Consider the following 25,285-nt stretch of genomic DNA (forward strand, 5'->3'; position numbering starts at 1 on the left):
TAACTGTTAAATTAATATTTGGTTAAGAACACTTTTATAGCACCCCAAAATAAACTCTGTATAATATAGCTGTGCATCCAGAACCTGGGTTTTATCATGAAGCTCTATACGTTTGGAAAGTATGATCTCTCCTTTGTAACTGAATGAGCAGAATGAAAAAACTTTAAATCCCGAATTTCTTACAGAGGCTGCGTATCCTGTAGAGGCAATTCCCCAATCTGTGCCAAAGGATTCAGCTACCTTTATAGCCATTGTATCTGCCATGTTTTGCGTTTCAAAACCATTTTCACGAGCTTGGATCTGAGTAATGTCCAAAATGCCCGCTTTTTCCGGCAATGTAAAGGTTGTCATGCCTCCTTTGTAAAAAAGTTTTGCATTAGACATCTGGGAAAAAGCCAGCTGTATCAATCCCGAAGTTACACTTTCTGCTATAGAAACTGTTTCGTTCATTGTAATGAGTGAAGTACTGATATAATCAAGTAAATTTTGCTGAAATTTCATGGCATCTATTATTTAATGTTTATTCAAAAACCGTATAAAATTCTTTTTGCTCTGCTAACATCAATGTTCAGATCACATCATAATCATTCATTGTTGTTGCAAAATAATGCTCAATCGTTTCCTTAGCATTCTGGCACATCTGTAAGAGCTCTTTCCTGCTCATATCTTCAAAAATAAAATCATCGTGAACCTCAATGATGAACTCGGCTACCTTTTCGGTATTCATCAGATCATAGCTCATTAAATCATTTAAATTATCTAATTTGCATTCTTCTTTAAAAAAAGGAATCTTGCGGGAAATGGAATTCTTAAACTGAAAAAGATGTATGGTTTTCATAACTTCTGACGTTTGGTTAATAGTAAGCGAAACCATTTTTAAGGGCAGAAAACAAGTTCTTTTTGCTTACCAATTATTCTTCAAATAAGATACTGCTTACAACAAACAATATTGATTTTTTTTAATCAATAATTAAGTGGTTACAAGCATAAATATGGATAAAAAGGACAGAGACCATGGGTTTCTATCCTTAATTAAAACCTTCTGAAAACAGATTTACTATTTTATCAGATTTTAATAAACTCATTATTAAAAATGAGAATTCTTAGGTTTCTTAATTTTTTATCATGGTGTATATTGGCTCTTCTCTCCTATTTCTGATTATACATGCGTTCTCAGATATCTGGTCTGCTTTTGTATTATGAATACTATAAAACCATAATAGTCTATTTTATGGATTTTGAGAAGCCCTGATTATTATACTACAAAGATGGCTGTTTCAATAGACAGCAAGCTATATATATCCGGAATAATCTTACATGTATCACACCTTTTACAGATCTTCCAAATTTCCGAGCCGTTTCTGTTTCAGCTGTTTGTAGAATGATGGTGAAAGTCCTGTTATTTTTTTAAACTGATTCGAAAGATGAGCCACACTGCTGTAGTTGAGCTTATAGGAAATCTCAGTAAGATTAAGCTCATCATATAATAATAACTCTTTTACCTTTTCCACTTTATTGATAATGATAAAATGCTGCAGGGTCATACCTTTCACCTCAGAAAATGTGTTGGCCAGGTAGGTATAATCATACCCTAATTTTTCACTTATGTAATCTGAGAAATTTTCCTTTGGAAGAACATCCGAATAATGGATCATTTCGATGACCACATTTTTTATTTTTTCTATCAGGATACTTTTTTTATCGTCTAATATTTCAAGTCCTGTTTTTAATAAATTTTCTTTCAGTGTTTTTCTTTGTTCAGTGCTGATGTCATCTAATAATTCTACAGTACCCAGATCTACAACAGCATTTTTAATGCCCAGCCTTTCCAGCTCCTGATGGACAACCATTTTACAACGCAAACTTACCATATATTTTATATACAACTTCATCACCTTTACTGTTGATGCTTTCCAATTATTTCATTAACAGTTCATTACTCAAAGTTACTCTATTAAATTGGCAATATCTATGATTTATATAACAAATTGAGAGACTATTGCAAAGCTTTCCTTTTTTAATGATCGAGATTTACAGTGAACAAAAATATTTTACAATGTCAAAAGAAAAAGACGGGAAAAAGAAGTCGGACAAAACACCACCCTTAAAATCCGCAAAAGAGAAACGGGAAGATAAAGCAAACAAACGAAGAGATAAGGAAAATGAAGCCAGAAATACCGGCAACTGAATGGTACCTGTAAAAAAAGAAGGAATTATACTTAGGAAAACCGAATTAGCCTTTGAGAGCGAAGGTGTTTTAAATCCGGCTGTCATTCAGTACAAAGGGAAGATACATGTATTTTACAGAGCTGTAGCAAAGAATAATTTTTCCAGTATCGGCTATTGTGTATTATCGGATTATCAAACCATAGAAACCCGTTTCAGCAGCCCGGTTATTATTCCGGAATCTGAATATGAAAAACATGGTGTTGAAGATCCAAGAATCGTGAAAATTGATCATTTATTTTATCTTACCTACACCTGCTATGACGGTATCAATGCATTGGGAGCACTGGCCATCTCAAAAGACCTGAAATCATGGAAAAAGGCAGGAATTATAGTACCTAAAATATCCTATAAAAAATTTCAGCTTTTAGCAGAATCTCAAGGCCCAATAGCAGAAAAATACAAAAGATTCAATAAGCTTGCTACAGGTTATGAAAAAGATAAGGATGTATTTCTATGGGACAAAAATCTCGTTTTCTTTCCCAGAAGAATACACGGAAAATTATATTTCCTTCACCGGATAAGACCTGATATTCAAATTGTCGGAATAGAAAACATTGAAAATCTGAATCCTGATTTCTGGAAAGATTATCTTTTACAGTTTCAGGACCACATCCTCCTGTCTCCGAAATACGATCATGAATCAAGCTATATCGGAGCTGGGTGTCCTCCTATAGAAACTGAGCACGGATGGCTGATGATATACCATAGTGTTCATGATACGATTGAAGGATATGTGTACAGTGCCTGTGCCGCTTTATTGGAACTGGACAATCCTGAAAAAGAAATCTCAAGACTTCCCTATCCTCTTTTCAAGCCTGGGGAAAAATGGGAATTGAAAGGAGAAGTGAACAATGTATGCTTCCCAACCGGAGCTATCGTAGAAGATGATACTCTTTATATTTATTACGGAGCTGCAGACAAAAGAATTGCTGTTGCCTCTTTAAGCATCCGGGAGCTATTGAAAGAATTACTGCATTACACATCATAATTGATCATTCAATAGGAGGTGTCAGAACTAAAATAAAAATCAACATGAATAAAAATATTAATTCAGACGTGGAGGAAAAGACAAAAAGACGATCTGCCCCAAGTAAGAAAAACACAATTAATCATAAACCCGAAATTGTCTTTATCAGTACTTTTCCTCCTAAGGTGTGTGGTATTGCAACGTATTGCCAGGATCTGATAAGATCTCTTCAGCTGAAGTTCAGTGAGTCATTTAAAATAATGATCTGCCCTATGGAAACTGAGGACGAAAATTACCAGTATACTGAAAAGACTGAATACAGATTAAATACATCCGATGCAAAATCTTATCTGAAACTAGCCTATAAAATCAATAAAAATGACAATATTCAGTTTATTATGCTCCAGCATGAATTCGGCTTCTTTAATGAAACTCAAAACGGATTATCAATTTTTCTCCGGAACTTAAAAAAAGATCTGATTATTACTTTTCATACCGTTCTTCCCAAACCGGATCAGAAATTAAAAGAAAAGGTAAAAGAAATCAGCAGTTTCTCCAAATCTATTATTGTAATGACCGGTATTTCTGCTGATATTCTGATCAATGATTATGACATTCCTTCTGAGAAAATCACCGTAATACCGCATGGCACTCATTTATTGCCATTCATCGATAAAATTTCCCTGAAAACGAAATATGGCCTTAAAGACAAAAAGGTACTTTCAACATTCGGTTTATTGGGCTCCGGAAAAAACATTGAAACAACCCTGGAGGCACTCCCTGAAATCATCTCTCAAAATCCGGATGTGATGTTCCTGATCATTGGAAAAACACATCCCGGCATCGTAAAGAACGAAGGTGAAAAGTATCGTGACTTTCTGCAAGAAACTATTAAAAGGCTTCACCTGGAAAAACATACTTTATTTATCAATCAATATCTACCTTTAGATGAGTTGCTTGATTATCTGCAGCTTACAAATATTTATCTTTTCACTTCAAAAGACAGAAATCAGGCAGTAAGCGGTACTTTTTCCTACGCTATCAGCTGTGGATGCCCTATTGTTTCAACTCCTATTCCCCATGCACTAGAGGTATTAAATGATGACCTGGGAATTATTATTGATTTTGAAGCTCCGGAACAGCTCTCTGCTGCCGTGAACAAACTATTGAAAAATGAAAATGCACAAGAGAAATTAAGATCAAATAGTTTGGAAAAAATGGCTCCCACAGCCTGGGAAAATTCTTCTATTTCACACGCCCTATTATTTCAAAAATACAGCAAAAACAACATGACACTACATTATGCATTCCCCATTATTAATCTTAGTCATATCAAAAATATGACGACAGATTTTGGAATAATCCAGTTTTCTAGAATCAATAAACCTGATATAAATTCGGGATATACTTTGGACGATAATGCCCGTGCATTGATTGTAGCCTGCAGACATTATGAACTGAACAGAGATGAATCTGATCTTGACTTAATCTCAACTTACCTGAATGTCATCAGGTTTTGTCAACAACCAGATGGTAGTTTTCTCAACTATGTAAATGAGCACAAGGAGTTTGCTCAGCAGAATTATGAAACCAATCTTGAAGATTCTAATGGAAGGGCTGTCTGGGCACTGGGATACCTTCTTTCAATAAAGACTATTTTACCTCAACAGTTTTCTGATGACGCAGAATCAATGATTGAAAAAAGCCTTCCGTCTATTGCACAAATCTATTCTACCCGAGCGATGGGCTTTATCATCAAGGGTTTACATTATCAAAATTCTGAAACCAATATTCCATTAATGAAAAAGCTGGCCAACCGCCTGGTGAAAATGTATCAGCATGAAAAACACAGAGACTGGCATTGGTTTGAAAGCTATCTGACCTATGGAAACAGTTTACTCCCTGAGGCTTTATTGTGTGCGTGGATTACGACCAAAGACGAAATGTATAAGCAAATTGCCCACGAATCTTTCCAGTTTCTTCTTTCTAAAATATTTATTAAGGGAGAGATCAAAGTAATTTCCAACAAAGGATGGCTGCAGAAAGAGATGGTTAAAAGTAATGAATCCATTGGCGGTGAACAGCCCATTGATGTTGCCTATACCATACTGGCCTTATCTACATTCTATAAGGTTTTCAAAGATGAAAAATACTTACTAATGATGAGGAGTGCTTTTAATTGGTTTTTAGGAAAGAATCATTTACATCAGATCATCTATAACCCTGCTACAGGTGGCTGTTATGATGGACTTGAAGAGAAAAATGTTAATCTCAATCAGGGAGCAGAATCAACAGTCAGCTATCTCATGGCCAGACTCTGCTTTCCTAAATAACAGCCTTTAATTACCTGCTGATATAACTTGATTTTTTTTTAAACAACCTGTTTATGGTACTATTGTAATGAAAAGATAAATTAAAAATATACCGATAAGTACAATCCCCTGCATGATATTGGTTCTGCCTGTTGCCAGTGAAACGGTAATAATAAAAAGTGATAGTCCTAAAAGTATAGTAGATTTGATATCTATTCCCAAGGACATTCTTATGCCGGTCATTACAGATATTATAGCAATAGCAGGGATACTGAGTCCAATACTTGCCAAAGCAGAACCAAAAGCCAGATTTAATGAAGTCTGAATCTGATCATTTTTCGCCGCTCTGAACGCAGCAAGCCCCTCAGGAAGAAGAACAATACCGGCAATAATAATTCCTACCAGAGATCTTGGAGCTCCTACTGAAATTACAATATGCTCTACGTCTTTTGAAAGAAGCTTTGCCAGCAAAACAACAATTCCCAAACACAAGATCAAAAGTATACAGCTGATATATAATTCTTTTTGAGAAATCTTTTCATCGCTGCTGTGTACAGTTTCTTTTCCAGATAGTTTGTTTTGTGGAGAAATGAAAAAGCTTTGATGTCTAAAAGTTTGAATCATTGTAAACCCCAGATAAAGCCCCAAAGAAATCAATGCGATAAAAAGAAGCTGGAAAGAGGTATATTCGCCGCCAAGATGACTCACTGTATAATTGGGCAGAATAAGCACAAAAATAATAACTGAGGTAAGAGTTATGAGAGCAGTGCTTACGCCTTGCAAGGTAAAACTTTGTTCCCTGTATCTTAAAGAGCCAATTACAATACAGCTTCCGATAATTCCGTTAAGAATAATCATGACTGCAGCAAAAACAGTATCTCTGGCAAGCGTAATTGTCTCCAGGCCCTTAGCGCCCATCATAATGGAAATAATTAATCCAACTTCTATTACAGTGATTGCAAATGCAAGGAGCAGAGTTCCGAAAGGCTCACCAAGACGAAGAGCAATAACTTCAGAATGATACACCGCTGCAAGAACGCTTCCCATCAGGAACAAAGTAAGAATCACAGAATAATAACCTGATGCAAAAACAGGATTCCCAAAATAAGAAATCCATGCCAGAATGGGAACTAAGAATGTCCACATCCATAAATATTTTTTTGTATTCATATAAACAGTAATCATTTTTTATAAGGTTGAACTGTAGTTTTGAGAAAATCAACAGATCTATATTTCTATTTTAACAATAGATTATATGAACAGTCAGAAGCGTTTCAGAGATACTATTTCAGAAATTTTTTAACTAATGAAAAAAAGTAATATACAAGAACTTTAAAACTCCAAATTGGAAGCTCAACGTAATAATGCACTAAGATACGAATTATCAATCACTTATTAGAACATTTTTCTATTCATACGGCTTTATTTTAAGAATAGAACAACCTGAACATTTACAAAAGTGTGATATCTACAACATTAAAAAAGTAATCTGTAATACAATATATTATAAATCAGCCAACTTTGTACTGTAGCAATTAAGTTACAAAAAAATCCACATTATGGACACAAACCACAACAAAGGTGACAAATCTTTCAAAATTCCGGGAGACTGGAATGTACAGGCAAAACATCTGAAAGAAAAATTTTCGACATTAACAGATTATGATCTGAAACTTGAAGAAGGTAAAGAAAAAGAAATGCTTGAAAGAATTGGAAGCAGGCTAAGAAAAAACCGTGAAGAGGTTCTTAATATTTTAAAAGAAATTAATCTTTCATAACGCTTCACCAATACAGTAAATACCTGTTAAAAAGAGATTTGACTGAAAAAAGGGATGAAAAATCAGGCATTTTCATCCCTTTTGTTTACAACATACCGACTCTTTACCCTTAAACAGACTGTGATGAATCATAAAGAACTTGAGAAATCCAAAGTGTATGTTATCAGCCAGATGGTAGAATATATCTCAAATTCTGTAATCAGCAGAACCATACTGGGAAAATTAACAGGTACTATCAATATCCTGGCTTTTGATGATGATGAAGGACTTCCGGAGAAAATATCTCCTTTTGACACTGTGATACAGATTATCGAAGGTAAGGCAGAAATCATCATAGATGGAGCTTCTTATTTTGTGGAAGAAGGTGAATGTATTATCATTCCTGCTCATCAGCCTAATTCCATAAAAGGAAATAAACGCTTTAAAATGATATTAACCATAATAAAAAGCGGCTATGAATAAAGTAGAAATTACATCCATTTTAACAAAGAGGATTTTTAAAAAGACGCTTGAAATTCAGAAAAATTACCCTGAATTGTATGAGCTTTTAGACGAAACACCGTTATTTTTTTCTTTTGCAGAAAAAGATATCACGATCAAGGACTTAAGACAATATCTTATTTCACTTATTATGCAAAAAAAGTATTTTGAAAAAAGGAATACAAAAAATGATTTACAATAAAACTCTAATGAAACAGCCAAATAAACATCTGAAACCCAAAAACAGATTTGGGCTTAGGAATAAAAAGAATACTTCACGCAAGGTCTATTATTCTCAGTTTGTCTCATTATTCTATATCAGGAATACCAATATTACTTTGGAAAGGGATACGAAGGAAATACTTAGAATGTTAAAGGAATTACAGATTCTCAACAACAAATCAAGATTGGTATTCAGTACCCATTGCGGCCTTAGCAAGCATAATTTATGGCAGTCTGTACTCGTTGACCTTAATGATAATATGCAATATGTCAGACTGCAGTTTGAATATATACTGGATAATATTATTAAAAAAAATAAAATAAATTCTTCTATATTCTGGCAGCAAAACAAAATCTATATGAACGGCTTAGAAGGGAATCATGAGAAACTTATCCAAATAGGGAATCAGATTCTGCCAAAAGAAGAAAGATTATCCTGGAAAACATCTATATGCAGCTTTTACGATGAAATTTTATCTTTACTCACCCCGCTTATAAGTATCTGCAAACTTGAATCTGACTTTATTGAAAAATACACCCCTAAAATTTTTAATAATATCACAGTGGATATTATTAAAGATATTCCGAAAAATTACACTTTAAAAGAAGCAAGAGAATATGAACAGCAGTATTTGAAAATATTAACCGATTACAGCCATGAATCCAGTAAAAAAGGAAACCTTTGGGACAGTTTATTGCATATACTTTCAGGAGGCATGTATCAGCTGCCTTCAGAACGTGTCATTCTTAAAAGGTGGATTAACGGAAAAATGAAAGAAAAATTTTCAAAATAGTCTTCTCCCCCAATCTATAACTAATAAATATCTGTACAATGAAAACAATACATCTCTTTCAGTTTAACGATTCTATTTTCCGTAAAATTCCTTTCTTCAAAGAAGAGCATAGGTTGAAAACCGATGTCGCAGAAATTGATTTAATGAATATTGAAATAGTAACCGAATATATTGTGAAAACCCATGATGACTTTAGTTTCGACAACACGTCAAAAAATGCGCTTTTATCAATGTGCAAAAAAGCTCAAGAAACAATTGAGCATTACTTTGTAATAAAATTAGATCATTATGATTTTATATGAAAAAGTTATTTAAATAACCATAATGATAAACTAAACCAGTCCGCTTGGGATGAGCCAGAATACAGTTCATCCTCTTAATACTGAACTCTATCTCTAAAACTGTTTAATTATGATTTACAATCCTTAATTTTACAATAGAAGATTTGTGATATGAAATATCTGATAGTAGAAGACGAGCGATTTGCCTACCTGGAAATAAAACGAATGATGGCAAAGCTTTGTCCTGATTATACATTGGCAGGAGGAACAGAATCTGTTGCAGATACTATTCTTTTTCTCAAAAACAATCCGGTAGATTTTATACTGATGGATATCCGCCTGGCCGATGGCAATTGCTTTGAAATTTTCGAACAGATTCAGGTATCAATCCCGATTATTTTCACGACGGCTTACGATGAATATGCTATTCAGGCTTTTAAATTAAACAGCATTGATTATCTGCTGAAACCTGTTGAAGAAGACGAGTTATCTGCCGCTCTAAAAAAACTGCAACAACAGAATACGGTAAAAAATACACCCTTCGATTATAAAAAGATAGAAGATGCTTTGCTGGGTCATCACAAAAAAAGCCGCTTTCTTGTTCAAATGGGTGATACCTACCATCATATCAACATCAATGATATTGCTTTCTTCTACAGTGAGGAAAAAGTAGTTTTTTTACATACATTTTCTGATAAAAAATTTGTTATTGATTACGCGCTCACCCAATTAGAATCACAGCTGGACAAGAAAATTTTCTTCCGGGCTTCCCGCAATTGTATCGCTAATATTACTTCTATTAAAAAAATCTCCAAATACTTCAACAGCCGTCTGAAACTTACATTTCAACCTGAATGTCCACACGAAATTTTAGTCAGTAGGGAACGGGTTTCAGATTTTCTGAAATGGGTAGATGGATGGAATTGAGAATAATGAAAAACGTCAATAAGAAACATATTATTTCTTTTGTGCTGATAGTCGCCATACTATTGGCTTTCTTTTATTATGCATTTCAAACAATAACAGGAAAAGAGAAAAACTTTACAGAATTTTTCATCATCAATTTATTTCCCTGTGTATTTATTGCATTTATGGATTTTCTGATTATTAATGCTATTTACAAATACTTTAAAATACGTAATATTTACTTCCATATTACATTAGGCCTGTTTGTTTCATCACTGTTTTCCATATTGGTAATAATTCTGGGCAACCTTATTCTTGGAGGGCTGTCAATATTTGATGCCGATCCGGAAATAATTAAGTCAACTATTTTTATTGTCCTCTGGAATAGTATTATAGTTCTTTTAATTGAGATTTTCTTTTATAACCAAAGGCAGATTGAAGCTGAAAATAAAATGGCGGTTATGGAAAAAGAGAAAATACAATATCAGTATGAAACGTTAAAAGCACAGATCAATCCGCATTTTTTATTCAACAGTCTCAATGTTCTGGCTTCACTGGCTTATGAAGATGCGGAAAAAGCAAATCTCTTTGCAAAAAAAATGTCAGGCGTTTACCGCTATTTATTGATGACCAACGAGCACCCGACGGTTTCATTGAAAGAAGAACTGAAATTCCTGGATTCATATATATTTTTGGAAAAGATCAGATTTGAAAACAACCTGCTTATACAACTCAATAATAATACAGACGGCAGCAGAAAAGTAATTCCTGTAAGCCTTCAATTGCTGCTGGAAAATGCAGTGAAACATAATATTACAACTTCTAACCAGCCATTAACTGTTCACATTGAAGTATCGGAAGAAGGCATTACCGTTTCCAATAATCTTCAACTGAGGAAAACTGCTGATCATGGCGGTGTAGGGCTAAAAAACCTACAAAAGCAATATGCTTTATACAACAAAGCAATTAGCATTATAAAAACTGATAACCAGTTTATTGTGAAAATACCGTTTTTGGATTAACCAGCAGTATTTTTAATCTACTGCGAAATAAACTTCATCTTATTGACACTGAACTTCGTCGGAAAAGACTTCATTCCAACACTTCCTATGCGCAATTTTGTCTGACAATTAAGTTTAGTATATATCAATTTTTACGATGAAAAAGTCAGTGATTTTATCAATTGTTGCAACAGCAACATTTCTTCTCGGTACCTCTACATTACGTGCCCAAAGCAAAATGTCTTTAGGATTAAAAGGCGGAGTGAATTCAACATTCTACCAGTATGATTCAGAAAGTGATTATTCAAAAAGCTCACCGGGATTGGGCGCTTCCGTCGGAGGATTTCTAAAATATGATTTCGGAAAGTGGTTTGCCCTTCAAACCGACTTGATGTTTAATTATCGAAATTCTGAGCTGAGCAGCAAATTCACCTCTGAAAAATCCAAATTAGAATCTTATGATCTGGAGGTACCTGTTTATGCAGTCTTTCAATTCAATATGGGAACGGGAAAATTATTCTTCGGAATTGGTCCCTACATCGGTTATGGATTCAGTGCCAAAACAGAAAGCCTTGACATGTATAGCAAGAATACGGAAGGAAAAACAGCAATGAAACCACTTAATTATGGAGCTGCCACCATGCTTGGTTATGAATTGGGGCACTTCCAGATTAATGCATCTTATATGGCACAGAATGGAATCGGAGCGATAAACAACAGCCCTATAAGACGCCAGACATTCGGACTTGGAATCGGATACAAACTATAGCTGAGTCTATAGAATTTTAACCCTTAATATTAAAGAAATGAAGAAAGTAATTCAATTACTGATTGCCATTTTAATATCATCATCTCCGATTTTCGCACAGGATATTAAACCCAATCGGCCGCAAGAACCTCAAAAACCCTACCCTTATTATTCAGAAGATGTTCGTTTTAAAAACAAACAAGCGGGAATACATTTAGCAGGAACTTTAACACTCCCCAAAAAGGAAGGTATTTTCCCAGCAGTTATTTTGATAACCGGAAGCGGACCTCAAAACAGAAACGAAGAATTGGCAGGACACAAACCATTTCTGGTTCTCTCAGACTTTCTTACCAAAAACGGAATTGCTGTTTTACGGTATGATGACAGAGGAACCGCCATGTCTGAAGGCAATTTCAACAGTGCTACATCCGCAGATTTGGCCAGTGATGTAGAAAGTGCCGTTGCATATCTTAAAACAAGAAAGGAAATTGATTCAAGAAAAATCGGTTTGATAGGACATAGTGAAGGAGGACTCATTGCTCCATTAGTAGCCATTCAGTCCAAAGATATATCATTTATTGTCATGCTGGGCGGACCGGGAATTCCTGGTGATAAAATCCTTTTGATACAACAAAAATTGATTGCAGAAGCATCAGGAGTAAGCAAAGAAGAAATAAAAGCAACAGAAAGGATCAATAAAAAGATATTTGATCTTGTAAAAAAATCCTCGGATATTGAAGTGTTAAAAACAGATTTAAGGGATCATCTGCAAAAGTTCCTGAATGAAAATCCAGATTTTAAAAAACCTGATCATATGACTGCAGACGAGTTCATCCGCTCACAGATTGAAACCTATGCTACTCCCTGGATGCAGTACTTCATCAAATATAATCCTGTGAATACCTTAAAAAAAGTTAAGATTCCGGTTTTAGCTCTTAACGGAGAAAAAGATCTGCAGATAACGCCAAAAGAAAATCTGAATGCCATAAAAAAAGCATTGCGAAAAGCCAGAAACAGAAATATGACTATTATGGAATTACCGGATTTAAATCATTTATTCCAGGAATCTGATACAGGAGCACCTCAGGAATACAAAAAAATAGAACAAACCTACTCACCAACAGCCTTGAAAGAGATTTTGCACTGGATAAAAATACAGGTAAAATAAGATCAAAAAAACACAATCAGAGTAGAAAACCATCTACTCTGATTGATATTCAACTAAAAAAAATCAGCCTGCTCTTTTAGAAACAACTACAGGCTATCTGACATGATCATATTTTTTTCAGACACGGATTTTCCATTCTGATTCTTCTTTTGATCCAGCGGATATACACATACACCCCCTACCCAGGTTTCCAATACCGGAATATTTCTCATTTTCATATATTGCAGTGAGGGTGTATTTAATGAAAGAGGATCCTGTTCCAATACAACAAAATCAGCAAAATATCCATCATTTAATGACCCTACCCATTTGTCTGCGTAGCACTGCCAGGCAGCATCATAAGTAACAGCAATCAAAGCCTGCTCAGGGGTAAGGCGTTCGGCACTGTTTAAAACTTCAATATCTTTTGGATTCTTTTCCATTATTCTTGTGATCGATTGTTCCATCATTCTTAAAGGGCCTAATGGGCTTACCTCATTATCGCTATGAAGGGTAATTCTCATACCAGCAGCAAGTGTTGAACCGCAAAGGTCAAGCATTTGCGCCTTCTCACCGAATATTACTTCTTTAAAAGCATATCCCCAATATCCGACATGTCCAATGAGAAAGCTCGGAGAAACACCCATTTGGAGCATATTGGTAATTTGATCTGAGGTCAGAAGCGAGCAGTGCTCTATACGGTTACGAAGCTCCGGACCTTTATATTGAGCCAGAGAACGCTGATAAGCATTAATTGCAAATGTTACTGCCTGATCCCCATTGGCATGCACCATCAACGGCCAGCCTTTTACAGCCACAACAGTATTGATTAACGTATTATAGCTTGGCGGAATCGTATGCGCAGGAATACCCGCCTGCGGAAAATTGAATATCCCTGTATTATCAGCAGGATTACAGAGGTATGGAGCACTCTGATAACCGGTAAGTCCCTGGTTTGATCCATCCGAAACCACTTTAACATGTCCGTAATAAACAGGTTTATAATTATCAGGCTCTGTATAGGTGCCTAGATTATTGGCATCTTCCTGGCTGGAACAAATAAATGCTCCGCCCGTTCTTACCAATTCAGGGTGAATCTCAGCATACAGCCTTAAAAGGGTTTCAAAGCCTTTATTCAGACCGGCATCATACATGAAGGTAACTCCTCTGGAATTTGCCAGTTGAAAAAGCTCTGTCAGATATTTGTTAATATGTACGCTCATTGCAATAATCTGAACCATTACCACCTTCAAAGCGGGTGTCATTTCCGGACTTTCCTGAAGCTGGCCTTTGGTTTCCAGAATATATTGATCAACGGTTTTATACTGTTTTTTGATCTCACTGCTGTTTTTGTATACATGCTGTAAAGCCTTGGTATTCAGGTAAAGGGTATGCATAGAAGCACTTAACAGCATTATAGGTTTCTCAGAATTAATAGTATCAAGCACCACATTATCAATAGTCTGCAGTTCTTTTGTGCCGTCAGATTTTATGACAAAAGGCATTAATGACGGATCCAAACCTCTTCCTAAAATAACATATCCTGGAATTTTAGGAATATTATTATTTATTATTGCTCCCACAGAAGCCAAATCATATACAGCAAGCAAATCCTGACCGTTGAAAGGACTCACATCCAGCCAGTCGGACATCATTGCTGTAGGAACCATATGAACATGTGGCTCTATTAGACCAGGAAGTAAAGTCTGAGTTCCGGTTAATACTTTTTTTTGATGTTTTGGGTGATTTTTAAGCATAAATTTTTCTACCGCTTTTTTATCACCGGTTATAACAACTTTTCCATTAGCAAATCCAATGGATTCAACTGTTTCCGTTGATCCTCCAATCATAGGACGGATGGTTCCTCCACTCACCATTAAGGTTTGTGGCTTCTGAGTAGTCTTTTTCCCGGAAATGGATTTCATTTTTCCCAGATTTTCCGGGCTGAAAAGTTCTTCTTTAAGAATTTCCAAAACAGGATTGTTGCAGGCACAATGCGTGCAGCCATGCGTGTGATTGTGTGATTTTTCCATAGGAGTGATTGGGTTTAAATGTTTATCTAAGTTTAATTCAATCTGTCTATATTTTCAATCATGTACTGTCTTTATACCCGCAGAAATACAAGCCTGTGCCCGAACAAGGCCTATTGCATAATTAAAATTTAAAAGGATTATTTTCAGTATATTATATTCACATAAATATTTATATATGAATATTTTTCATTTATTTCCACGTATTAGTTTATTTCATAAAAATAATAAAAATATTCTTTCAAAACATTTTTTTCTCACCAAATATTGATTAATTCTTTCTGTCTAAAAATTCAATGTCTGTAACTTCCCATTAATACAATCAATAGAATTCCGTTCAGAGCCATTCAAAAACAATAAGCGCCAATTTTTACAAATTGGCGCTTATTGTTTATTTTATGATAAATTGAACTTCAAATTCGAACATAATAATTTCATTCCTGCAAAGCTTTTTTAAGCCGTTCAAGCCCCTCTGTCAGAAGCTGTCTTGGACACCCGATATTGATTCTCAGAAAGCCTTCCCCATTATTACCATACATCGTTCCGGAATTCAGCCAGACTTTACCATCCATCAGAAGAATTTTTGACAATTCATCAGAGGTTTTACCGAATGAAGTGCAATCCAGCCAAACAAGATAAGTAGCTTCCAAAGGAATTACTTTAATCTCTGGCAGATGCTCATTGCAATAATTTTTCAGAAATATAAAATTCTCATACAGATAGTGTTTAAGCTCATCCATCCATTCGTGTCCTTTTGTATAAGCTGCAATCATCGCTTCCATTGCAATTGGGTTAGGATAGCTGTTTTCCTGAAGCTCTAAAGTCTTATGCGTCTGCTCCAATAAGTTTTTGTTCAGAGAAATAAGATAGGATATGGGTAAACCTGAAAAATTAAAAGTCTTACATGGTGAACCACAAGTTACCGATTCAAGCTGGTAGTTCTGAGCTATTGAAACAAATGGAATATGTTGGTGGTTATTAAAAATCAAATCAGAATGAATCTCATCAGAAACCACCATCACCTGATTTCGTGAACAGATCTCCGCTATTTTTTCAAGGTCTTCTCTCGTCCAGACTTTTCCAACAGGATTATGTGGATTACAAAACAACAGCAGTTTAGTTTTCGGATCAGAAGCTTTCTTCTCCAGATCATCAAAATCGATGGTGTAATTTCCTGCTTCGTATTTCAACTCATTGCAGACGACATGACAGCCATAATTTTCTAAAATGGTAAAAAAATGATTATAAACAGGGGTTTGCAGAATAATATTTTCGTCAGGTTCCACAAAAGTACGGATGATCGCCGAAAGTGACAGAAGCATTCCTGTTGCAGGTAAAATCCAGTCTTTTTCTATAATAAAACCATGATTCACTTTCCACCAATCAATTACTGAATGATGAAAATCTTTAGGAATTGTACCATATCCGAAAATACCATGCGAAACCTTTTCAGAGATAGCTTCAATCACTTCCGGAGCGGTTTTAAAATCCATATCGGCCACCCACATGGGCAATATATCTTCTTTTGCCCAATCCCATTTTACGGAATGGGTTCCTCTTCTTTTTATGATTTCATCGAAATTGTACTTCATTTTTAGAAACATTATTTTGAATCCAGATAATTTTTCAGGTCTGAAATGTTTTTAACTTTAAGTTCGTCAGCCTGTTTTTTTCGCATCATCAAAGCATAAGCATTATTAAATCCGAGAGGTTTCAGCCATTGGATTCCGTATTGTTTCCGGAACTCCAGATTGACATAATTAAATGTTTTTTCCGGGCTTTTAGAAACTTCTTCTACTGTTTTTGCAGTAGGCTTCAGCAAGACCAAAAGTCCGGTTCCTGTATATTCAGGATAAAAATCTATCGCATCATTCATCAGAGCATCAAAGCAGATTTTCGTTCCGCCAAGCCCTGTTTTCGTTTCCACTTTATACTCGGTATAGCCTTCAATGAGCATTTTGTAAATTTCGGCAAGAATATACTGTTCACCAAAAATTTTCGATCCGATTTTAATAATCCGGGAGTTTCCCTTGCGCGGATCTTTATATAAATTCGTTTTTATTAAAAAATCTTTAGCAATTTTCTCAGGAGTCTGTTTCAGATAATCCGCTTTATAATTAAGATCTGTCATTATGGAATCATTGAATTTTCCTGATAAAAGATTCAGTGTTTTTTCCAGTTCCGGAAACTTTTCCAGTGTTTTTGTTTTGATAACCGGAGCGGCAAAATAAGGCGGAAAAATCTTCTTATCATCCTCCAGAACATAGAGATCAAAAGCTTTGATTCTTCCGTCTGTAGAGTATCCGCTAATCAGATCCAGGTCTTTTTCATAAGCTGCTTTATACATAATGGCGTCGCTTACAACCAGAGGATGCACATCTAATCCATATACCGAACGAAGTCCCAGATCACCGTCCTGCCTTCCCATAAACTCTGGGGTAAAGCCTGCTTTAAGCTTATGATCTGAAGTGGAACTCAAAAGATAGAGGCCTCCAATGATGATTAATACAACCGGAATACTATATTTTAATTTCTTTACTGAACGATAGCTTGATTTCTGTAAAACAGCAATAGTCTGATCCAAAAGGACAGCCAGTAATGCAGCCGGAATGGCTCCGGCAAGGATCATATTGGTGCTGTTGAGTGAGATTCCACCAAAAATAAATTCCCCCAAACCACCTGCGGCCACAAATGACGCTAAGGTTGCGACACCTACATTGATAACTGCCGCTGTTCTGATTCCTGCAATAATAACAGGCATAGCTAAAGGAAGTTCCACTTTAAAAAGCAGTTGCTTTCTGTTCATTCCCATAGCTTTTGCAGCTTCAGTTACAGCAGAATCTACTTCTGTAATTCCGGTGTAAGTGTTTCTTATGATGGGTAAGAGCGCATAGATCAGCAATGCAACAATGGCCGGAGTTGCCCCGATTCCGAAAGCGGGAATCATAAAACCGAGCAAAGCAATACTGGGAATAGTCTGTAAAATGCCTGCAATTCCTAAAACAGAACCTGATAATTTTCTTTTTCGGGCAATTAAAATTCCTAAAGGTACCCCAATAATGATAGCCAGAAACAAAGACAAAAATGTAAGCCCAAGATGCTGTACAACCTGAATAAGCAGTTTTTCATGCTGCTCTGTAACAAACTGCCAAAAACTTTGTTCACTCATACAATCTGGAATTTTCGATATTCATTAAAAGCTTTAACCAGGTTTTCATAGTCTTCGGAAAGCGAATTTTCTGCACTCAACTGCTGCAGAGCATCCCAAACTCCTGTGTTCTCTGAAAACTGAAGATCTCCATAGAAACGATTGCTATCAACCAAAGATGCCACATCTTTCAATCTGGCTATTTTATATTCCAGTAAAAGTTTGTTTTGGGCAAAGAAGTTTTTAACAAAATCATTTTTAGGCTGGTAAAGCATTTCTTTTGGAGTTCCTGTCTGAACAATCTTCCCATTATCCATCAGGCAAATTTTATGACCTAAGTCGAATGCTTCCTGAACATCGTGGGTAACCAGAATAATGGTTTTATTTTTAAGTTCTTCCAGCGATTTGAATTCTGCATGAATATCAGCTTTGGTAATAGTATCCAATGCTCCGAACGGTTCATCCATCAATAAGACAGGCGAATCCGCAATTAAAGCTCTGGCAATTCCTACTCTCTGCTGTTGCCCTCCGCTTAATTCACTGGGAAACCTGGAAAGCAGATCTTCTGAAAGATGAAGTTTATGTAATAGTTCCAGCGTTCTGTCTGCTGTCTTTTTTTTGTTCCATTTCAGTAAATCGGGAATGACTGCAATATTCTGCTGAATGTTGTAATGAGGAAACAATCCGGAATGCTGCATGACAAAACCAATTCCCATACGTACTTCTTCCGCTTTTTGTGACTGAATATTATTACCGTCAATTAAAATATTCCCGGAATCTACTTCTATGAGACGGTTAATCATTTTCAGCATGGTCGTTTTTCCACAGCCGCTTGTTCCTAAGAGAACCAGAATTTCCTTATCGCTGGCCTGAAAAGAAATACCATCGACTGCTTTTTTTCCGTTAAAACTTTTTGAAACCGATTCAACTGTAATCATAGGCAAAATTATTGTGCAAGCCGGATTCCGGTAAACTGCCACTGCAAATGAGTCGGGAAAAAATTCCGGTAGGTATTTCTGCTGTGTCCGGGCGGAGTTGCCACTGAAGCACCACGAAGCACCATTTGATTTACCATAAATTTCCCGTTATATTCTCCTACAGCTCCAGCTTCTTTTTTAAATCCGGGGTACGGAAGATAGGCAGAATTCGTCCATTCCCATCGTTTTCCCCAGTCAAAATATTCTGATGCGACTTCCCATTCAGCTTCTGTGGGCAGGCGTTTTCCCTTCCAAGAAGCAAAAGCAGAGGCTTCGAAAAAATTGATATGGCAGACTTTTTCTTCTAAATCGATTTCCTGTAAACCGTTTAAAGTATAATTCATCCATTTTCCATCAATGAAATGCCAGTATAAAGGAGATTTTGCATTGTTTTGCCTTACCCAGTCCCAGCCTTCAGCATGCCAGTGGCGGAAATCTTCGTAACCTCCGGCTTCTATAAATTCTAAATATTCTTTATTGGTTACCAGCTGGCTGCAAATTTTAAAATCATTCAGATACACTTTGTGCCTTCCGAGTTCATTATCAAAACAGAAACCTTCACCATTAAAACCGATTTCATAAATTCCTTCTGAAAAATTGATCATTTCTGATATTCCGGTATTTTCCTTTTTTGAAATATTTTCCTTTTTGTAAGCAGGAAATAAAGGATTGTGTCCTAAAATATATTTAATATCTGTCAGTAATAATTCCTGATGCTGCTGTTCGTGATTTAAGCCTAATTCCAACAGTGATTCCAGTGATTCTGTAAGATATCCGTTCTGAAGAAATTCATCCATCTTTTGATCTACATATTCACGATATTTAAAAACATCAGAAACGGAAGGTCGGCTCAGATTCCCTCTATCGGTACGGATCACACGAGCTCCGATGGTTTCATAATAACTGTTGAACACAAAATTATACTGAGGATCAAAAACTTCATACCCAGGAAAGTTGGGCTGCAAAATAAAGGTTTCGAAAAACCAGGTGGTATGGCCCAAATGCCATTTGGGAGGACTTACATCCACGACAGGCTGAACCACATAATCTTCAATTTCCAAAGGACTGCAAATCTCAACAGAATGATTCCTGATTTCAGCGTACTTTTTCAGCCAGCTTTTATGAGGATTTGCTTCTACAAGTAATGCATCTTTTTTCATAAATAATCATTTTAAATTATACCATCCAGATAGAATCTACAAACCAGTTTTTTGTGTCGTTAATCTCAACAAGGATATGAAACCCTGAATCTCCTGCCAGCTTTTTAATATCCTGTTCCGAAAACTTCTGAGAAACTTCCATGTCAATCCATTCATCTTTTTTAAAGTGAAACAAATGGGTTCCTACATGAACTTCCTGATCACAAAGACTTACTAAAAAACTTCTGCAGGCCCCCGAAACCGGGTCATAATTTTGATAGTGCTGGAAGTTTTCCACCTTGAAATCAGCTTTCAGTTCCCGGTTAATTCTTGTAAGAAGATTAAGGTTGAAAGAAGCGGTAATTCCCGCCGGATCATTATATGCAGCAAGAATGGTGTTTGGATTTTTCTTGAGGTCAAAACCTACGAGAAATAGATCTCCGGCATTCAGTTTTCTTTTCACTTCACTGCAGAAATGTCTGGCTTCCTCGCTTTCCATATTTCCTATATTTCCTCCTAAGAAAAGGACTACTTTTTTTCTTTTCGAAAGAGCTGTTGCTTTATCAAGCATATCAAAATACTCACCTTCCAGCGGCAATATTTTCAGTTCAGGCAGTTTTTTCTTTAGGCTTTCCTGTAAAACAGAAAGAATATTCCCTGAAATATCGATAGGCATATAGGTAAAATCCGTTCCTTTCTCTACTAAGTTTTTGAGAAGGTAAGATGATTTCATGGCATCGCCTGCGCCCAGTTCTATCAAGTCAAAAGACTCATTGATATTGGAAATTGCTTTTGCAAGTTCTTCTGTTTTATTTTGAAATATATCCAGCTCGCAATCGGTAAGATAATATTCCGGCATGGCCATGATCTGCTGGAAAAGATGGTCGCCTGTTTTGTCGTAAAAATATTTTGAAGACAATTTTTTCGGATGAGTGGACAAGCCTTTTATAACATCCGGACCGAAATTGTCAGTATCTTCATTTTTAATATGATAATCCTGTTTTGCCTGTACATTCATAGTTTATATTTTGGTTGGGTGGTTCATTGAGTACAACTATCTTGCCGACATCTGAATTACATTCTGTCAACTTATAAGCTTCTCCAATTCATATAATTAAAGATAAGTTTTATTTACGATTTGTATGCTACCACATCTCATTTTATTGATAAAATACTGAACCGTTCTGAGTGTTGTACCTTAATAAAATCACTGTATCAGTGTCATTTTCCTGAAAAAAATGATCATCAAACCTGCCATTAAAAACCAACTCTTCAAAATCTGAAATAAATACTCTTGAAATTGAATAAATATCAATTTTCGAAGTTTTTAAATCATTACATTAGCACAGAATTAAAATGCGCTAAGATTTTTATGAAAAATATGTTCTGTGTATTGCTCCTTTCTATTGTACAACCTGTACTGGCACAAAGCAAACTGGAAAAAGCACTTACCAATCTTGAGGACCATTACGAACAGGAAAAAGTATATTTACTTACCGATAAATCACAATATGCAGCGGGTGATAAGATCTGGTTTAAAAGTTTTGTATTTGACGGCTACAACCGTTCTGCATTGTCTACTACTCTATTTGTTGAACTTTACAATTCTGATAAAAAATTAATAGACTGGAAAACAGTACTTCTTACCAACGGTGAGGGCAGCGGAGATTTTCAACTGAAAGAAGACCTTCCTGAGCAGGTTTATTTTGTAAGGGCTTATACTCCTTATATGACCAACTTTAATGAAGATTTTCAAATCGTCAAAACGTTGCCGGTTTACAACCCGAACTCCAAAGAATCATTAGTGATTTCCAAAAGTTCTGACTGGTCTGCAAAAGCCTTTCCTGAAGGCGGAACTTTCATTAACGGAATGCCTACAAAATTTGCTGTAAGATTATCCGGCAATACTTCTCTCCCGGAAAACTGGTCCGGAAAAGTAATCGATGTCCAAAACCCAAAAACTCCTCTGGCTACGTTTAAGTCTTTTGATAAAAATGTTTCTTCGTTTAAAATAACTCCGGCATCCGGAAAGAAATACCAGGCTGTCATTCAGGATAATACCGGAAAAAGCCAGACCATAGATCTGCCACAGGTTGCAGATAGCGGCCTGAATGTAGATATTTCCAGCTCTAAAGAAGGGGTTAAATATACTTTGAAAGGCGTTAATCTGAAACAACAGCTTCAGGGTTATAAAATTGTCGGACTTATCAATAACCATCTTGCCTACAGAGCCAATATCAACCATTTGACCAATGAAGCATCCAGTCTTATTCCTACAAAAGTAAGCAATGGTGCTAATGCTGTTTTGCAGCTGGCCATTTTTGATGATCAGGATAATCTTGTTGCGCAGAGACTTTGTTTTATAAGACCTGGTAATTTAAAGATTGAGAAAGCAGAAATAGTAGGCCAAAGTTTAAAACCAACTCCAAGAGCTTTTAACAGTATTGATCTTTCTCCGGAATCTTACTTTAAAAATTATACGGTTTTGGTAAGTGAAGATAACGGCAACCAGAGTCCGGAAGAGGAAAATATTCTGAGCGGACTTTGGCTAACGGGAGATTTTACTTCAAAAATAGACAGCCCGGCACAGTATTTTTCTAAAACGGCCAATACCGAAGCTTTAGATGCCCTTCTTATTTCTGAAACATGGAAAAGATTCGACTGGAATTCTGTCCTAAGTGGAGCTGTACCTACTATTAAAACTGTTTCCCAACAGTTTCTTTCTTACAGAGTAAAACCTATTAAAAACAATGCTCTGCTAGTGAACACTACTGTAAATTTAGTATTAAGAGTAGGTAAAGGTGATCCGGCCATTAATCAGTTTAAAACAGATCAAAACGGATATGTTTATTTAAACAATCTTAACAACGATGAACCTGTAGATGTTTCATTATTTGTGAATGCAGAAAAAGACAAAGAAGCGAATACCGATAATCTGTTCGTCACAGTAGAGCCATTGATACTTCCTACAGAATTTAAAGGAAATTTCCCAGGTACAAAATATACTTTAGTAAAATCCGGTGAAAACAAAACTCTTCCTCCCACCATTGCGAGAGCCATCAATACTCAGAAAAATATAAAAAAGAAAGAGAGTGCTGATATCCAAATTCAGGAAGTAGCATTGGTAGGAAAAAAGAAAGACCCGAAAGAAGAATTAGACAAACAACTGTCCACAGGAATGTTCAGTTCTGTCAATTCTACAGTATTCGACTTTGTTAACGAAGATCAGCATGCTCTAGGATCAACCAATATTCTGGACTGGCTGCAGGGAAGAGCTGCCGGCTTAACGTTTCAAAGAAATAATTCCGGGGTAAATGTACCTTACATCCGCGGCCAGCAGGCTAAGTTGTATTTAGATGAGGTACAGACTGATCCCACTATGATTGCCAGCCTTCCTGTAGGTAATATTGCGATGGTAAAAATCATTAAAGGATCAGGATTAATAGGTGATGCCGTCGCCATCTACACCATGAGAGGCAATATGAAGTCTAAAAGCAATGAAAAGGATGTGCAAAAGAACAACTCAGCTATCATCAAAGGATATGACAGACCTTCGGAATTTCCTATTGAAATGATAGACGATGATTCTCCGGCGAAAATTGAAACTGATACCCGCGAAACCCTGTACTGGAATCCTAATTTATTCGACAGCGATTATGTTCCGCCAAGAATCAAATTCTTTAATAACGACAGTGCAAAACAATTTAAAGTACTGATCATAAGCTTTGATGAAGACGACAATCTTCTTTATGATCAGCAAGTTATGAAATAAAATTTTTCTTGTATCAAAAAGCCTTTCAGAAAAACTGAAAGGCTTTTTGATATGTTTAATTCAACACTGATAATCTTTTAAAAAGTTTTTCAAAGCTGAATTGAGGCTTTTTACATACAGTTTATTTTAAGGCCAATAATATGGTTCCGCTGATGATTAATATGGCTCCAATTGCCGTTTTCAAAGTCAGGGTTTCTTTAAAAAACACCATTGCAAAAATGATGGCAATTGCTACACTCAGTTTATCTACTGCTGCTACCTGTGAAACTTTTCCAATTTGCAAAGCTTTAAAATAAAACAGCCACGACAATCCTGTGCCAACACCTGAAAGAACCAGAAATATAATATTGATTTTTGATAAAGAACCAATTTCTTTTGCTTCTCCTTTTATGAAAACTATACTCCACACCAGAACCAAAATGATAATTGTCCGGATTCCGGTCGCAAGATTGGAGCTGATATTGGACACTCCTATTTTAGCAAAAATGGCAGTAAACGCTGCAAATAGTGCCGACAGTAAAGCATAATAGAACCACATATTCAATTATTAAAAATTTTTAACCAATCCTATCCCAACCATTTTATTTTGGTAATAAGGCATTACCATAGCAGAAGAGCTTTTATTTTTTCCACTCAGCAAATTATTGATTTTAGGAAAAAGCCAATATGCCAGTTCTGTTGAAAGAATACCAAAGCCGGCTCCTCCAACCACATCACCAAACCAGTGTTTATCATTCAGCATTCTGTAAACTCCTGTGAAAACAGCCAAAGAATATCCTGAAATTCCTAACAGAAAATTTGTATCCTTATATTCTCTGAACATAAATTGTGCAGACGCAAAGGCAATGGCTGTATGACCCGACGGAAATGAAAGATTGTTTGAAAAATCCGGTCTTTCTTCCTTAGCAATATGTTTTAAAGGAACCACAAACGCTGAGGTGATAAGCATTGAAGTTGCATAAATAATACTTCTGTCCCGGAAATTATGCTTCCCCTGAACTCCGGCTGCATTCAATCCGTACACCAAGACAGCAGGGGCAAACTGGGAATAATTATCAAGTTTTATATGGTCGGGTTGATGTTCATTAATTTCATCTCTTGTAGAAAAATTCAACTGTTTTAAGCCTTTTACACTTAAACTTGCTACTCCATATCCTATAAGTGCAGCAGGAATGATTAGTTTCTTATAACTCAATGTATTTTTTTCAGTACTTAAAACAGCTGTACTGTCTTTTTTTATTTCCTGAATCTGGATTGAATCATTATTCTGTGCGGAGAGCTTTCCGCAAACTGATATTAGAATGAAAATGCTGAGTACTGCATTCTGACAAGAATTTAACATTTATTTTCGGGT

At 35.9% G+C, this 25,285-nt stretch carries 25 protein-coding genes; 13 read left to right on the forward strand and 12 right to left on the reverse strand.

Annotated elements, in window-relative coordinates:
• Window positions 1–6: 6 nt before the first annotated feature.
• The 3 genes from LKL37_RS09060 to LKL37_RS09070 all read right to left on the reverse strand — a co-directional run bounded on the left by LKL37_RS09060 (window position 7) and on the right by LKL37_RS09070 (window position 1,892).
• Complete coding sequence (locus LKL37_RS09060; RefSeq protein ID WP_431610228.1) at window positions 7–501, reverse strand: CinA family protein; 495 nt, start codon at window positions 499–501, stop codon at window positions 7–9.
• A 67-nt stretch (window positions 502–568) separates the two neighbouring features.
• Complete coding sequence (locus LKL37_RS09065; RefSeq protein WP_431610229.1) at window positions 569–838, reverse strand: heme oxygenase; 270 nt, start codon at window positions 836–838, stop codon at window positions 569–571.
• Between the two features lie 493 nt (window positions 839–1,331).
• Window positions 1,332–1,892 (reverse strand): helix-turn-helix domain-containing protein, encoded by a 561-nt coding sequence (locus LKL37_RS09070; RefSeq protein ID WP_431610230.1) that lies wholly within the window; start codon window positions 1,890–1,892, stop codon window positions 1,332–1,334.
• 164 nt (window positions 1,893–2,056) lie between these two features.
• Between LKL37_RS09070 and LKL37_RS09075 the strand changes: the two genes are divergently transcribed.
• From LKL37_RS09075 to LKL37_RS09085, 3 genes are read left to right on the forward strand one after another with little or no spacing between them, the layout of a single operon-like run.
• Window positions 2,057–2,188 carry a hypothetical protein gene (locus tag LKL37_RS09075; RefSeq protein WP_431610231.1) on the forward strand — a complete coding sequence of 44 codons (132 nt, stop codon included), beginning with the start codon at window positions 2,057–2,059 and terminating at the stop codon, window positions 2,186–2,188.
• Complete coding sequence (locus tag LKL37_RS09080; protein WP_431610232.1) at window positions 2,189–3,217, forward strand: pesticidal protein Cry7Aa; 1,029 nt, start codon at window positions 2,189–2,191, stop codon at window positions 3,215–3,217.
• A 44-nt stretch (window positions 3,218–3,261) separates the two neighbouring features.
• On the forward strand, window positions 3,262–5,529 hold the full coding sequence (locus LKL37_RS09085; RefSeq protein WP_431610233.1) for a glycosyltransferase: 2,268 nt from the start codon (window positions 3,262–3,264) through the stop codon (window positions 5,527–5,529).
• Window positions 5,530–5,580: 51 nt separating this feature from the next.
• Here LKL37_RS09085 and LKL37_RS09090 read toward each other — a convergent pair whose 3' ends face one another.
• The gene (locus LKL37_RS09090; RefSeq protein WP_431610234.1) at window positions 5,581–6,678 is read right to left on the reverse strand and encodes a calcium:proton antiporter; all 1,098 of its coding nucleotides are present in this window, start codon (window positions 6,676–6,678) and stop codon (window positions 5,581–5,583) included.
• A gap of 389 nt (window positions 6,679–7,067) precedes the next feature.
• On the opposite strand from LKL37_RS09090, the gene LKL37_RS09095 reads away from it, so the two are divergent.
• The 9 genes from LKL37_RS09095 (at window position 7,068) to LKL37_RS09135 (ending at window position 12,886) form a co-directional block, all read left to right on the forward strand.
• Complete coding sequence (locus tag LKL37_RS09095; protein ID WP_431610235.1) at window positions 7,068–7,286, forward strand: hypothetical protein; 219 nt, start codon at window positions 7,068–7,070, stop codon at window positions 7,284–7,286.
• A gap of 123 nt (window positions 7,287–7,409) precedes the next feature.
• Window positions 7,410–7,748 (forward strand): cupin domain-containing protein, encoded by a 339-nt coding sequence (locus tag LKL37_RS09100; RefSeq protein ID WP_431610236.1) that lies wholly within the window; start codon window positions 7,410–7,412, stop codon window positions 7,746–7,748.
• Window positions 7,741–7,968 carry a hypothetical protein gene (locus LKL37_RS09105; protein ID WP_431610237.1) on the forward strand — a complete coding sequence of 76 codons (228 nt, stop codon included), beginning with the start codon at window positions 7,741–7,743 and terminating at the stop codon, window positions 7,966–7,968. The genes LKL37_RS09100 and LKL37_RS09105 overlap by 8 nt, the downstream gene beginning before the upstream one ends.
• Before the next feature lie 7 nt (window positions 7,969–7,975).
• Window positions 7,976–8,782 carry a hypothetical protein gene (locus LKL37_RS09110; protein WP_431610238.1) on the forward strand — a complete coding sequence of 269 codons (807 nt, stop codon included), beginning with the start codon at window positions 7,976–7,978 and terminating at the stop codon, window positions 8,780–8,782.
• Between the two features lie 38 nt (window positions 8,783–8,820).
• Window positions 8,821–9,084 carry a heme oxygenase gene (locus LKL37_RS09115; RefSeq protein ID WP_431610239.1) on the forward strand — a complete coding sequence of 88 codons (264 nt, stop codon included), beginning with the start codon at window positions 8,821–8,823 and terminating at the stop codon, window positions 9,082–9,084.
• 150 nt (window positions 9,085–9,234) lie between these two features.
• Entirely contained in the window at window positions 9,235–9,990 is a 756-nt protein-coding gene (locus LKL37_RS09120) for a LytR/AlgR family response regulator transcription factor (RefSeq protein ID WP_431610240.1), read from the forward strand.
• A complete protein-coding gene (locus LKL37_RS09125) occupies window positions 9,981–10,991 on the forward strand; it encodes a sensor histidine kinase (RefSeq protein WP_431610241.1) in 1,011 nt (336 codons plus the stop codon). Before LKL37_RS09120 ends, LKL37_RS09125 begins: the two co-directional genes overlap by 10 nt.
• 136 nt (window positions 10,992–11,127) lie before the next feature.
• Window positions 11,128–11,739, forward strand: a complete 612-nt coding sequence (locus tag LKL37_RS09130; protein ID WP_431610242.1) for a porin family protein — start codon at window positions 11,128–11,130, stop codon at window positions 11,737–11,739.
• 37 nt (window positions 11,740–11,776) lie between these two features.
• Entirely contained in the window at window positions 11,777–12,886 is a 1,110-nt protein-coding gene (locus tag LKL37_RS09135) for an alpha/beta hydrolase family protein (RefSeq protein WP_431610243.1), read from the forward strand.
• An 86-nt stretch (window positions 12,887–12,972) separates the two neighbouring features.
• Here the strand turns inward: LKL37_RS09135 and LKL37_RS09140 are convergent, their stop codons facing one another.
• From LKL37_RS09140 to egtD, 6 genes are all read right to left on the reverse strand, one after another.
• Window positions 12,973–14,898 (reverse strand): amidohydrolase, encoded by a 1,926-nt coding sequence (locus LKL37_RS09140; protein WP_431610244.1) that lies wholly within the window; start codon window positions 14,896–14,898, stop codon window positions 12,973–12,975.
• A 431-nt stretch (window positions 14,899–15,329) separates the two neighbouring features.
• Window positions 15,330–16,487 carry a MalY/PatB family protein gene (locus LKL37_RS09145; protein WP_431610245.1) on the reverse strand — a complete coding sequence of 386 codons (1,158 nt, stop codon included), beginning with the start codon at window positions 16,485–16,487 and terminating at the stop codon, window positions 15,330–15,332.
• Between the two features lie 11 nt (window positions 16,488–16,498).
• Window positions 16,499–18,064: an ABC transporter permease/substrate-binding protein gene (locus tag LKL37_RS09150; protein ID WP_431610246.1), complete on the reverse strand. Its 1,566-nt coding sequence runs from the start codon at window positions 18,062–18,064 to the stop codon at window positions 16,499–16,501.
• A complete protein-coding gene (locus tag LKL37_RS09155) occupies window positions 18,061–18,981 on the reverse strand; it encodes an ABC transporter ATP-binding protein (RefSeq protein WP_431610247.1) in 921 nt (306 codons plus the stop codon). Before LKL37_RS09155 ends, LKL37_RS09150 begins: the two co-directional genes overlap by 4 nt.
• 8 nt (window positions 18,982–18,989) lie before the next feature.
• Complete coding sequence (gene egtB / locus LKL37_RS09160) at window positions 18,990–20,180, reverse strand: ergothioneine biosynthesis protein EgtB (RefSeq protein WP_431610248.1); 1,191 nt, start codon at window positions 20,178–20,180, stop codon at window positions 18,990–18,992.
• A gap of 16 nt (window positions 20,181–20,196) precedes the next feature.
• Entirely contained in the window at window positions 20,197–21,177 is a 981-nt protein-coding gene (egtD, locus tag LKL37_RS09165; protein ID WP_431610249.1) for an L-histidine N(alpha)-methyltransferase, read from the reverse strand.
• Between the two features lie 354 nt (window positions 21,178–21,531).
• On the opposite strand from egtD, the gene LKL37_RS09170 reads away from it, so the two are divergent.
• On the forward strand, window positions 21,532–23,931 hold the full coding sequence (locus tag LKL37_RS09170; RefSeq protein WP_431610250.1) for a hypothetical protein: 2,400 nt from the start codon (window positions 21,532–21,534) through the stop codon (window positions 23,929–23,931).
• A gap of 121 nt (window positions 23,932–24,052) precedes the next feature.
• Here LKL37_RS09170 and LKL37_RS09175 read toward each other — a convergent pair whose 3' ends face one another.
• Both LKL37_RS09175 and LKL37_RS09180 read right to left on the reverse strand, forming a co-directional pair.
• On the reverse strand, window positions 24,053–24,469 hold the full coding sequence (locus tag LKL37_RS09175) for an EamA family transporter (RefSeq protein WP_431610251.1): 417 nt from the start codon (window positions 24,467–24,469) through the stop codon (window positions 24,053–24,055).
• Window positions 24,470–24,478: 9 nt separating this feature from the next.
• Window positions 24,479–25,273 carry a phosphatase PAP2 family protein gene (locus tag LKL37_RS09180; protein ID WP_431610252.1) on the reverse strand — a complete coding sequence of 265 codons (795 nt, stop codon included), beginning with the start codon at window positions 25,271–25,273 and terminating at the stop codon, window positions 24,479–24,481.
• Window positions 25,274–25,285: the final 12 nt, after the last annotated feature.

The organism is Chryseobacterium sp. 'Rf worker isolate 10' (assembly GCF_050753305.1).
Classification (GTDB): Bacteria; Bacteroidota; Bacteroidia; order Flavobacteriales; family Weeksellaceae; genus Chryseobacterium.

Excerpts from the sequence above, each read along its gene's own strand:
- LKL37_RS09060 (WP_431610228.1), bottom strand. The coding sequence starts at position 501 with ATGAAATTTCAGCAAAATTTACTTGATTATATCAGTACTTCACTCATT.
- LKL37_RS09065 (WP_431610229.1), bottom strand. The coding sequence starts at position 838 with ATGAAAACCATACATCTTTTTCAGTTTAAGAATTCCATTTCCCGCAAG.
- LKL37_RS09070 (WP_431610230.1), bottom strand. The coding sequence starts at position 1,892 with ATGAAGTTGTATATAAAATATATGGTAAGTTTGCGTTGTAAAATGGTT.
- LKL37_RS09075 (WP_431610231.1), top strand. The coding sequence starts at position 2,057 with ATGTCAAAAGAAAAAGACGGGAAAAAGAAGTCGGACAAAACACCACCC.
- LKL37_RS09080 (WP_431610232.1), top strand. The coding sequence starts at position 2,189 with ATGGTACCTGTAAAAAAAGAAGGAATTATACTTAGGAAAACCGAATTA.
- LKL37_RS09085 (WP_431610233.1), top strand. The coding sequence starts at position 3,262 with ATGAATAAAAATATTAATTCAGACGTGGAGGAAAAGACAAAAAGACGA.
- LKL37_RS09090 (WP_431610234.1), bottom strand. The coding sequence starts at position 6,678 with ATGAATACAAAAAAATATTTATGGATGTGGACATTCTTAGTTCCCATT.
- LKL37_RS09095 (WP_431610235.1), top strand. The coding sequence starts at position 7,068 with ATGGACACAAACCACAACAAAGGTGACAAATCTTTCAAAATTCCGGGA.
- LKL37_RS09100 (WP_431610236.1), top strand. The coding sequence starts at position 7,410 with ATGAATCATAAAGAACTTGAGAAATCCAAAGTGTATGTTATCAGCCAG.
- LKL37_RS09105 (WP_431610237.1), top strand. The coding sequence starts at position 7,741 with ATGAATAAAGTAGAAATTACATCCATTTTAACAAAGAGGATTTTTAAA.
- LKL37_RS09110 (WP_431610238.1), top strand. The coding sequence starts at position 7,976 with ATGAAACAGCCAAATAAACATCTGAAACCCAAAAACAGATTTGGGCTT.
- LKL37_RS09115 (WP_431610239.1), top strand. The coding sequence starts at position 8,821 with ATGAAAACAATACATCTCTTTCAGTTTAACGATTCTATTTTCCGTAAA.
- LKL37_RS09120 (WP_431610240.1), top strand. The coding sequence starts at position 9,235 with ATGAAATATCTGATAGTAGAAGACGAGCGATTTGCCTACCTGGAAATA.
- LKL37_RS09125 (WP_431610241.1), top strand. The coding sequence starts at position 9,981 with ATGGAATTGAGAATAATGAAAAACGTCAATAAGAAACATATTATTTCT.
- LKL37_RS09130 (WP_431610242.1), top strand. The coding sequence starts at position 11,128 with ATGAAAAAGTCAGTGATTTTATCAATTGTTGCAACAGCAACATTTCTT.
- LKL37_RS09135 (WP_431610243.1), top strand. The coding sequence starts at position 11,777 with ATGAAGAAAGTAATTCAATTACTGATTGCCATTTTAATATCATCATCT.
- LKL37_RS09140 (WP_431610244.1), bottom strand. The coding sequence starts at position 14,898 with ATGGAAAAATCACACAATCACACGCATGGCTGCACGCATTGTGCCTGC.
- LKL37_RS09145 (WP_431610245.1), bottom strand. The coding sequence starts at position 16,487 with ATGAAGTACAATTTCGATGAAATCATAAAAAGAAGAGGAACCCATTCC.
- LKL37_RS09150 (WP_431610246.1), bottom strand. The coding sequence starts at position 18,064 with ATGAGTGAACAAAGTTTTTGGCAGTTTGTTACAGAGCAGCATGAAAAA.
- LKL37_RS09155 (WP_431610247.1), bottom strand. The coding sequence starts at position 18,981 with ATGATTACAGTTGAATCGGTTTCAAAAAGTTTTAACGGAAAAAAAGCA.
- egtB (WP_431610248.1), bottom strand. The coding sequence starts at position 20,180 with ATGAAAAAAGATGCATTACTTGTAGAAGCAAATCCTCATAAAAGCTGG.
- egtD (WP_431610249.1), bottom strand. The coding sequence starts at position 21,177 with ATGAATGTACAGGCAAAACAGGATTATCATATTAAAAATGAAGATACT.
- LKL37_RS09170 (WP_431610250.1), top strand. The coding sequence starts at position 21,532 with ATGAAAAATATGTTCTGTGTATTGCTCCTTTCTATTGTACAACCTGTA.
- LKL37_RS09175 (WP_431610251.1), bottom strand. The coding sequence starts at position 24,469 with ATGTGGTTCTATTATGCTTTACTGTCGGCACTATTTGCAGCGTTTACT.
- LKL37_RS09180 (WP_431610252.1), bottom strand. The coding sequence starts at position 25,273 with ATGTTAAATTCTTGTCAGAATGCAGTACTCAGCATTTTCATTCTAATA.